Below are 7,984 nucleotides of genomic sequence, written 5' to 3' on the forward strand. Positions count from 1 at the left end.
CTACAATTTTGCTGCGCCTGCACCGCCAAAGCCAGCGGAGTTGCCGAACTCCTGACCTACGCGAGAAGTAGGGCACGCGCGTTCCCCGCGGATTCGCAGTCGAAGAGCCCACACCATCACCCCCACCGACATCACTCCGATTACGGGCTGCACGGGTGCCCATAGATCCAGAGCACCGCTCACCCCGACCGCCACCACTACCAGTTTGTTGCATATCGGACATCCGACTGCCAACAACGACAACGCATTCGCACTGACCCCTACACGGGAAGAAACCGACGACGCCAGCCCAGTGCTCACGTATGTCGCAAGAATGAGGCCACTGAGAACTGCGGTGGCAATCCACACCGGATAGTTCCACCACAACACCGGGGTCATTCGAACGTAGAACGCAGTGTGGATGATCCCGGTGGGGATCGCCACGACCAGCGCGGCCACCGTCGCGCCCAGTAACGCGGCCACCCAACGCCGCGCCGGCCAGTCACGCATCGTCACAGTCGTCATCCCTCTCCCGGTCAGCGGATACCACCCCACCATCTACTATGAATGATAGTAGTTTGCAGGTGCGGTGAGTCGGCGTCAATCGACGCCGACTCGCCGCCCATACGGCACAGGCGTCGAGCGTCGACGCGAGCCTCAGCCGACCGTGAGGAACCGTCTACGACTGCCGATACCCGACAATGGTGACCGGCGAGGCCGGACACAGTCCCATGCGGCTCTCGCCGCGCTCCGTTTCCTTCGCTGGTGACGCAGGGAACCCACACCGACCCCAGAGGATTTCTTCTGTGCATTCTTTTTCAGGCCCGACGCGGCGTGTCCGCGCTACCCTGATCGCCTCGATCATCGTTGTTGCCGCGGCATTTTCGGTAAATGCTCCAGCTTCGGCGGACCCTGCTGCACCCCCGGTGAACGCATCCGAAGCCGTACGACAACTCGCTGAACTCAATGCGACCGCCTTCACTCTCACCGAGAGCATGTACGCCGCGCAGGACACCCTCGATCGTCGCCGCGGCGAACTGAGTACCGCAGTTCAATTCGCCCACGAGACCTCGGCGGCGGCTCGGGAAGCCGAAGTGGCCGCATCTGCCAACCGTCGAGCACTGGCCACAGCTGTCGACGCCGCGTACAAAGGTGTACCGCAATCCCCTCTCGGGGCCGTTCTGGTCGCGGACAGCCCACAGCAACTACTCGATCAGATGGTGTTGTTGGACCGGATCCTCGCCGATCGAGCCGCTGCACTCGCCGACTCGACACAGATCGACGACGAAGCGCGAGACCAGCTCGAACAAGCCCGGCAAGCACAGGCGTCCGCTGCGGTAGCCGAGGCGGACGCCGCACGTACACAACGCGACCTCGAGCAACGCCAGACCGACCTGGCCGATCAGATCGCCAAAATCACCGACCAATTCGCCGCCCTCACCGATGCGGATCGAGCTGCCATCGTCAGCCCCGGCACCACGAATCCTTCCGAGCTACCCGCCGCCGTCTCGGCTGCGAGTGGAACATCAGCGGAGGCGATGCGCATCGCCCTCGACCAACTCGGCAAACCCTATTCCTGGGGAGCTACCGGGCCGGGGTCCTTCGATTGCTCCGGACTGATCTACTTCGCCTACAAACAACTGGGACTGACCGTTCCACGCGTGGCCGCAGACCAAGCACGAGCGGGCACACCTGTCTCCCGCGAATCAGTGCAACCGGGTGACTTCATCTCTCTCTACTCACCGATCGGACACATCGGGATCTACATCGGCGACGGGAAATACGTCAACGCCCCCACCGGCGGCGACGTCGTCAAAGTCGCGCCCGTTCCCTGGGATGAAGTGACCGCAATCAACCGGCCCATCGCCACCTGATTCGATGTCCACGGTCCGGACGCCGCGACTGCGAGGAGACCGGATGCCCGTGTGGCAGACCGGTAAGATCGAACCGGTGAGGACTTCAGCCACGGAACCTATGAACCAGAAGTGGCTCCTAGGTGCTGTTTGCGCTTCGATAGTGCTGTTCGGAGTCCTTCTCATGCATTCTGCGCCGATGTCGTTCGCAACGGCGACGAGTATCGGCGAACACTCGATGACCTCGACGGTGAGCGCTCCACCTGCCGTCGACGAGCATTCGGGAGCATCATCTGCGACAGCATCGGAGAGTGGTTCCGCAGCACACTGCGGGAACGGCTGTGGCGATCACAGCTCGGTCATGCATCTGTGTCTGGCTATCATCGGTGCTGTCGCGGCGTTGGCCGTCTTACGGGCAATCGTTGTGGGCTTCGCCGGTTCTCTCGTCCACGCTGCGCGGCTGTCGGCAGTTCGTCGTCGAACCGGGCACCCGCCGCCCTGGACCATTTTCACTCTCTCCGAATTGTCTGTGCTTCGGATCTGACAGGTGACTCACCGTTGTGTGAGACACAGATGTCGACGGGTCAGTGTGCCTGTCGATCCGAACCACCCCACCATAATTTCAGGAGTTTGTTATGCGTTCGAATCGATCTACCCGTTTCACGATCGCGATAACGGCGGCTTCCGCTGTCGCCGCCGCAGTTCTCGCTGGCTGCAGCAGTAACGACGGCGAAATGAACATGCCCGGCATGTCGAGCAGCGATACACCGGCCTCGTCGTCCTCCGAGAATTCCGCCGAAGCATCGGCCGAATTCAACGATGCCGATGTCACGTTCGTCGAAGGGATGTACCCCCACCATGCACAAGCGGTGGAGATGGCTTCACTTGTCGACGGCCGAACCGAGAATGCTCAGGTCATCGAGCTGGCCCAGGCCATCGAAGCAGCTCAAGCACCGGAGATGGAGCAGATGAATGCCCTGCTCACCGCATGGGGACAGCCCGCAGCGTCCGCCGACATGGGCGGAATGGACATGGGCGGAATGGACATGGGCGGTATGGACATGGGGAGCGGTGGCATGACCGGCATGATGAGCCAGGAAGACATGGACATGTTGTCGGCCGCTAACGGAGCGGAGTTCGACTCCATGTGGCTCACCATGATGATCGAGCACCACAAGGGGGCAATCGAGATGGCTCAGATCGAGTTGGCCGACGGCTCCAATGCTGATGCCAAGGAGCTTGCCTCCACAATCATCGATGCGCAGCAGAGCGAAATCTCCACAATGGAAAGTTTGCTCGCCCAGTAACTCTCAATTCTGGGAACTATCAACCGTAGGGCGGGGCTCGGCTAATACCGAGCCCCGCCCTTCGGTTTCGAAGGACCTGGCCCTTTTAGCTGCCACACCGATCAACACGGCCCCGGAAACATGCCCTCCCCTGCTGATGCACCCGCCTGCGGGGTCCTTGGGACACGCAGATCCGCGGTAGGGACAGGGGGCGGCTCTCGGATCGGGTCGTCGCGGCCCGGCGGGGGCGCGCCGTCGACAGAGAGTGGGTTCGATACCACCGGCACTGGCAGTTGGGGAGGCGTGGTCTTGCACGTGCGGCTGCTCGGTTTCCTTCTCAGATGGGTAATACAACCGAACTGACGAATTCATTGCGTATCCAGGCAATGAACAGACCCCACACCCCCGTCAGCAGGGCGACACCGACGGCGATCATGATCACTCCGCCTGCCACTTTGATTCTCTGCGAGTTCCGCCGTAGCCAGCCGACACCGCGCATCGCCGAACTCGAGCCGAACGCGAGGACCACGAACGGTAGACCGAGTCCCAGACAGTAGGCGACGATGAGAGTGACGCCGCGCGCTGCGGTTGCGCCTTCAGTGCCAGCGGCAACGGACAACACCCCGGCGAGCGTGGGGCCAAGGCACGGCGTCCAGCCGAGCGCGAACACGCCACCGAGCAGCGGCGCTCCAGCAAGAGACGAGATGGTTTGCGGCGCGAATCGAGTGTCGCGTTGGAATGCGGGAATGAACCCGATGAACGTCAAGCCCATGATGATCGTGATGGCACCGCCGACCTGCTGAAGCACCTGTTCGTTGATGCGCAGGGTGCCGATGACCCCGAAAATCGAGGCGGTGGCGAGGACGAAGACGATGGTGAAGCCGGCGACGAACAACCCCGCTGCACCTGCCACGCGCCAGCGGCTTGCCAGCTTCGGCGGTGCTTCACCAGTCGAGGCGGCGGCGAGCGACGGCACGTCGGCACCTGCGATGCCCGCCAGGTACGACAGGTAGCCCGGCACCAGGGGCACCACGCACGGTGACGCGAACGAGACCAGCCCGGCGAGCATACATGCGGCGATCGCCAGTACCAGAGGTCCGCTCGATGCCAGATTTTGGAACGTCGAGCCAACGCCGCCTTGGGCAAGAAGAACAGTCATTCGTCTGCTATCCGTTCGACGACAGGGAGCAGGTCTTCGGCGAGGAGGGCACGCATGAACACTGCCGCCACCCGGTGCTCTCGATCGAGTACCAGCGTCGAGGGAATCACGCTGGTCGGGTAGTTCCCGCCGAGGGCGATCAGCGTCCGCATCGAGGGGTCGTAGATCGAGGCGTAGGAGACATTGTTGTCGACAACGAAGTCCTGCGCTTTGTCCTTCTGCGGATCTCGAACATTGATACCGAGGAACTGCACACCGCGCTCGCGGGTTGCTTCGTAGACCTCTTCGAGGTCGTCGGCTTCGCCGCGGCAGGGGCCGCACCACTGACCCCAGAGATTGATCACGACCACCTCGCCGTCATAGTCCGACAGAGCGGTGTTCTTACCTTCCTCCATCAGATCGGGTCCGGCGAGTTCACCGATGGTTCCGCGCGTTTCGGGGGGATCGTAGACGATGTCGGTTTGACCACCGGGTGCAACGAAATCGAAGCTACCTCCGGAGGGCACGGCGTCGGCGCCTGCGGAACATCCGGAGACCAGGAGTACAACGGCAAGGATGGATGCCGTTGCCGTGGCGGGCAGACTGCTCTGTTCGCGTGTGCGAGCCCCCGTAGGGCGGCCGAGTCTCATGAAGTCGACGCCTTTGCTGCAGTACGGATCTGCGCCGATGTCTCGAACATCGTGGGATCGGTGACGCGGTCGATGCCCCAGTCTTGGCCGGTGACGAAGCTCGGGGCACTGTGACTTCCCTCTCCGGAATGCACTACGGACACGAGGCAGTCAGTTGATTCGGATCGTGGTCGTGGCTCCTGGATCCTGGTCCGGTCGATACCCGGTCGGCAACACCGGCCGGGTCGACGCGGGATTGACGCGACCGGTGCCGCATGACCTCGCCGAAGCACAGGGCGGCGGCTAGCAGGCGACATCAGTTCAAACCCGCGTACGAATGCAGTCCGGAGACCACCATGTTGATGATGAACAGGTTGAACAGCATGGCCACGAATCCGGCGATGTTGATCCACGCGGCCCGGGTGTCACGCCACCCGCTGGTGGCCCGGGCGTGCAGGTACGCGGCGTAGATGATCCACGCGATGAATGAGACCGTCTCTTTCGGGTCCCAGCCCCAGAACCGACCCCACGCGGCCTCGGCCCAGATCGCGCCGAGGATGACACCGATTCCGAACAGGGGAAACGCGAAGATGGTGGTCTTGTACGCCAGCACGTCGAGCGAGTGCGCCGAGGGGAGACGAGCGACGATCCGGCCCACTCTGCTGTCGGGGACGGCGTTGTTGTTGGGATATCGGATCCGGATCAGGAACAATGTGCTGGCTGCACCGGAGATCAGGAACACCCCGCTGCCGAGCGAGACGACGGAGACGTGCACGGGGAGCCAATACGACTGCAAGGCTGGTACGACGGGCGCCGCGTTGGCATAGAGCACAGTTCCGGCAATGAAGAGCAGGATCAAGGTCGGCACGAGGACGAACAACCATAGTGTGCGCAGTTGCTCCGAGCGCAGCACGATCAGTCCGGCAAGTATGCCGGCCGCGCATGTGACGGAGACGAATTCGTACATGTTTCCCCACGGCGGGCGGCCAGTGGCGATCCCGCGCAGGACGATCGACCCGATATGCAAAGTGAGTGCGAGCATTACCAGGGCGAGTCCCGTGCGGCCCAGGCGTTCGGACGGGGCTCTTCGCTCGGGGACCGGCACGTATCCCGGTGTCGATGATGTCGCTGCGATCAGTTGCGGATGCAGACTCGAGGCCCGGCTCAGAGTCGCTGTTCGTGTCGTTGCGAGTTGTGCGATGAACAGGATCGCGGCGAGAAGGTAGACCACGAAGGCGGTCTCGAAACTGATGTCGCTCCAGCGGGCGAGGTTGTCGTCGATCGGCATGGCGCTACACCGTTTCTGTATCGAGGGTCTCGGAGTGGTTCTTTGTCCGCGGCGTCCAGATTTCGGTGCGGAGGGTCTCGAATTCGGGTCCCCATCCGGCGTGATCGGTACGGGCGAGCCCGCCCATCTCCACGCTCGATCGGCCTGTTTCGGCCGGGAGTACACGGAACCAGACTCGACGTCGCTTGATCACCAGCGAGACCAACAGTCCGGTCATCATCGTGATCGCGAACACGAGCACCCACAACTGTGCGGGGTCGTATCCGACCTGCAGGTTGGCGAACTCCTTGGCGCCGTTGAATCGAATGTTGGTGCCGTCGGTGAGGGTCGTCGATTCACCGGGACGCAGGTTCACCCGATCCTGCTTGACAAGTCGGCCCTGGTTGATCATCTCCTGGTCCAGGGAGAAGATCGACTGGGGTATGCCGGTGTCGAGGCCGGTATCTCCTTTGTAGATATCCACTGCCACAGCAGGATCGACCAAGTCCGGGAAGCGGGAGGAGAGCAGGGTTCCGTTGAATTGCGCAGTGGGAGCGAAGAGGCCTTCGATGGCGATCTGGCCGCGGCGTCGCTCATCGGCGGTGGCATAGGTCCCGCCGGGTGGATCGAAACGCAACGCCCCGCTACTCAGGAACGTGGTGGCGTCGTCGGGCCGGAACTGCAGGGCCTCGGTTCGACTCTGACCGTCGGGGAAGGTCACGGTGAATTCCGGGGCGTATCCGTGGCCGGTGAGGTAGATGCGTTCATCTCCGAGCCGGAGGGGTTCGTTGACTTTGAGTTGATAGTCGCGCCAGGTGTCTGCGGCGATGTCGTCGGCGGACTGGTAGGAGATGTTCGAGGTGAACATCTCTGCCTGGCCGTTCTCAAGGTAGTCGGCGTTGAAGTCCTTGACTCTGATGCAGAACGGCTCCAGCCCGGTTCCGTCGGTGCTGTTGCCGGCCCGGAAGGAGTCGTAGATGGCGGGCGAGGTGTTGCAGAAACCGGGCCCGTTGTCGGCGATGACGATGACCGATCCTTCGTAACCGAAGAGCTTGCCGATGGCGATGGCCGCGAGCAGACCGATCAGCGAGAAATGAAAAAGTAGGTTTCCCGCTTCGCGGGTATAGCCCTTCTCGGCGGAGAGGGTGAGCGCCCCATCGGGCTCGGGCCTAACGGCAGTACGCCACCCTCTCAAGTGGGGCGCGATGTCGTCGATGACGGTTTTCGGGCTACCGGCGAGAGCGCCCGAATGATGAAGCGGTAGTCGCGAAAGGTTTCGGGGTACGCGAACTGGCTGTGCGCGAAGGGCTTTACCGTGTTCGATCATTCGGGGAGTCAGGCAGCCGATCAACGACACAAACAGTAGGACGTAGATGGCGGTGAACCAGAAGCTTCCGAATACGTCGAACAATTCCAGCGTGTCCATGACGGCCCCGAGAGCCGGGCGCGCTGCGATGTAGGAATCAACCGCCTGGGTGTTGAGATTGCGCTGTGGCAGCAGGGCGCCTGGGATTGCTGCGATAGCGAGCAAAAACAGCAGCACCAGTGCCGTTCGCATCGAGGTCAGTTGCCGCCACCTGTTGCGCACCGCAGCGATTGCTCTGCGTAACCGTCCCTGCGATGTGAGCGCCGGGGTTTGATCAGCTGTCACACCGCCACACCCTTTCGACGATTGCATCTCAATTACTATGCAACATAGTAGTTGATGGGCCGTGTGCAGTTGTGTGCGGTAGTCGCCTCATATGGAGGTCGGCCTGTCAACGACGGCATGGTGAAGCGGTGGCACGCACCGTCGTGTGTGCCACCGCTTCCTGTTGCCGGGATGGTGATCG

Annotated in this window: 8 protein-coding genes and 1 pseudogene; 4 read left to right on the forward strand and 5 right to left on the reverse strand. The window is 62.3% G+C overall.

The window, feature by feature from the left end; genetic code table 11:
- Positions 1 to 504 carry a hypothetical protein gene (locus tag AB0366_RS24820; RefSeq protein WP_176457804.1) on the reverse strand — a complete coding sequence of 168 codons (504 nt, stop codon included), beginning with the start codon at positions 502 to 504 and terminating at the stop codon, positions 1 to 3.
- Positions 505 to 905: 401 nt separating this feature from the next.
- On the opposite strand from AB0366_RS24820, the gene AB0366_RS24825 reads away from it, so the two are divergent.
- The 3 genes from AB0366_RS24825 (at position 906) to AB0366_RS24835 (ending at position 3,139) form a co-directional block, all read left to right on the forward strand.
- The gene (locus AB0366_RS24825) at positions 906 to 1,853 is read left to right on the forward strand and encodes an NlpC/P60 family protein (protein ID WP_032375702.1); all 948 of its coding nucleotides are present in this window, start codon (positions 906 to 908) and stop codon (positions 1,851 to 1,853) included.
- Positions 1,854 to 1,953: 100 nt separating this feature from the next.
- Complete coding sequence (locus tag AB0366_RS24830) at positions 1,954 to 2,376, forward strand: DUF6153 family protein (RefSeq protein ID WP_353806439.1); 423 nt, start codon at positions 1,954 to 1,956, stop codon at positions 2,374 to 2,376.
- Between the two features lie 205 nt (positions 2,377 to 2,581).
- Entirely contained in the window at positions 2,582 to 3,139 is a 558-nt protein-coding gene (locus tag AB0366_RS24835; RefSeq protein ID WP_308051299.1) for a DUF305 domain-containing protein, read from the forward strand.
- 316 nt (positions 3,140 to 3,455) lie between these two features.
- On the opposite strand, the gene AB0366_RS24840 is transcribed toward AB0366_RS24835, so the two are convergent.
- Together AB0366_RS24840 and AB0366_RS24845 are read right to left on the reverse strand one after the other, a co-directional pair.
- On the reverse strand, positions 3,456 to 4,277 hold the full coding sequence (locus AB0366_RS24840; protein ID WP_032375700.1) for a cytochrome c biogenesis CcdA family protein: 822 nt from the start codon (positions 4,275 to 4,277) through the stop codon (positions 3,456 to 3,458).
- Positions 4,274 to 4,906 carry a TlpA disulfide reductase family protein gene (locus AB0366_RS24845; protein WP_080736598.1) on the reverse strand — a complete coding sequence of 211 codons (633 nt, stop codon included), beginning with the start codon at positions 4,904 to 4,906 and terminating at the stop codon, positions 4,274 to 4,276. Before AB0366_RS24845 ends, AB0366_RS24840 begins: the two co-directional genes overlap by 4 nt.
- A gap of 151 nt (positions 4,907 to 5,057) precedes the next feature.
- Here AB0366_RS24845 and AB0366_RS24850 point away from each other — a divergent pair.
- Positions 5,058 to 5,192 (forward strand): annotated as a pseudogene (locus AB0366_RS24850) (DUF3703 domain-containing protein); the annotation flags it as partial.
- Positions 5,193 to 5,201: 9 nt separating this feature from the next.
- Here AB0366_RS24850 and ccsB read toward each other — a convergent pair.
- Together ccsB and AB0366_RS24860 are read right to left on the reverse strand one after the other, a co-directional pair.
- The gene (gene ccsB, locus AB0366_RS24855) at positions 5,202 to 6,173 is read right to left on the reverse strand and encodes a c-type cytochrome biogenesis protein CcsB (RefSeq protein WP_032375699.1); all 972 of its coding nucleotides are present in this window, start codon (positions 6,171 to 6,173) and stop codon (positions 5,202 to 5,204) included.
- Between the two features lie 4 nt (positions 6,174 to 6,177).
- On the reverse strand, positions 6,178 to 7,803 hold the full coding sequence (locus tag AB0366_RS24860) for a cytochrome c biogenesis protein ResB (protein WP_032375698.1): 1,626 nt from the start codon (positions 7,801 to 7,803) through the stop codon (positions 6,178 to 6,180).
- Between the last annotated feature and the right edge of the window lie 181 nt (positions 7,804 to 7,984).

The sequence above is a fragment of the Rhodococcus sp. NPDC076796 genome (genome assembly GCF_040702765.1).
Classification (GTDB): domain Bacteria; phylum Actinomycetota; class Actinomycetes; order Mycobacteriales; family Mycobacteriaceae; genus Rhodococcoides.

Coding starts and splice junctions, on each gene's coding strand:
- AB0366_RS24830 (WP_353806439.1), top strand. CDS start 1,954: ATGAACCAGAAGTGGCTCCTAGGTGCTGTTTGCGCTTCGATAGTGCTG.
- AB0366_RS24845 (WP_080736598.1), bottom strand. CDS start 4,906: ATGAGACTCGGCCGCCCTACGGGGGCTCGCACACGCGAACAGAGCAGT.
- AB0366_RS24840 (WP_032375700.1), bottom strand. CDS start 4,277: ATGACTGTTCTTCTTGCCCAAGGCGGCGTTGGCTCGACGTTCCAAAAT.
- AB0366_RS24820 (WP_176457804.1), bottom strand. CDS start 504: ATGACGACTGTGACGATGCGTGACTGGCCGGCGCGGCGTTGGGTGGCC.
- AB0366_RS24835 (WP_308051299.1), top strand. CDS start 2,582: ATGTCGAGCAGCGATACACCGGCCTCGTCGTCCTCCGAGAATTCCGCC.
- ccsB (WP_032375699.1), bottom strand. CDS start 6,173: ATGCCGATCGACGACAACCTCGCCCGCTGGAGCGACATCAGTTTCGAG.